General features: G+C 58.9%; 1 protein-coding gene. It reads right to left on the minus strand.

From position 1 onward, the window contains the following. Positions 1-136: 136 nt before the first annotated feature. Positions 137-562: EAL domain-containing protein (locus tag JF66_RS18320; protein ID WP_156109912.1), on the minus strand; the 426-nt coding region annotated here is incomplete at its 5' end.

Genomic DNA, 562 nt, shown 5'->3' on the forward strand with positions numbered 1-562 from the left:
TCGACGACGGTAATTTCTGGCCGCTTTCTTATGTCGTCACCACGCTGACCGCCACCGATCGGAAACGACTCGTCGCCCTGCTGGCGAAGGCTGTCAGCTGACGTCGGACTCCCTGAAGTTTCAGACGTGTCGGGTTCTACCAGTGGAAGTCGGTGAAATCCGAGGAGGAAGCGGATTTTTGGAGAGCTCGACGACGCCCGGTAAGCCAATTGCTCAGTTCATCGGGGGAGACCGGGTGAGACATCAGATACCCCTGCGCCTCATCGCAGCCGTATCGGGTCAGAGCCTCAACTATCGCGCTGTCTTCAACCCCTTCAGCCACGATTCTGAGGCCGCTGCTGTGAGCGAGATCGATCGTGGAGCTGACGAGCGCGGCTGCCATCGGGTTGTCTCTCATCGGCGTGATGAAGGATCGGTCCAACTTGAGTTCGTCGATTGGGAGGTCGCGCAGGTTTTTCAGCGAACTCTGGCCGGTGCCGAAATTATCGAGCGAGACCCGAAGGCCTATCGAGCGCAGTCGACCCAGAATAGCGACGGCCAAGCCAGGGTCTTCCAGCAGGAA

The sequence above is a fragment of the Cryobacterium sp. MLB-32 genome, assembly GCF_000738085.1.
In the GTDB taxonomy this organism is placed as follows: Bacteria; Actinomycetota; Actinomycetes; order Actinomycetales; family Microbacteriaceae; genus Cryobacterium.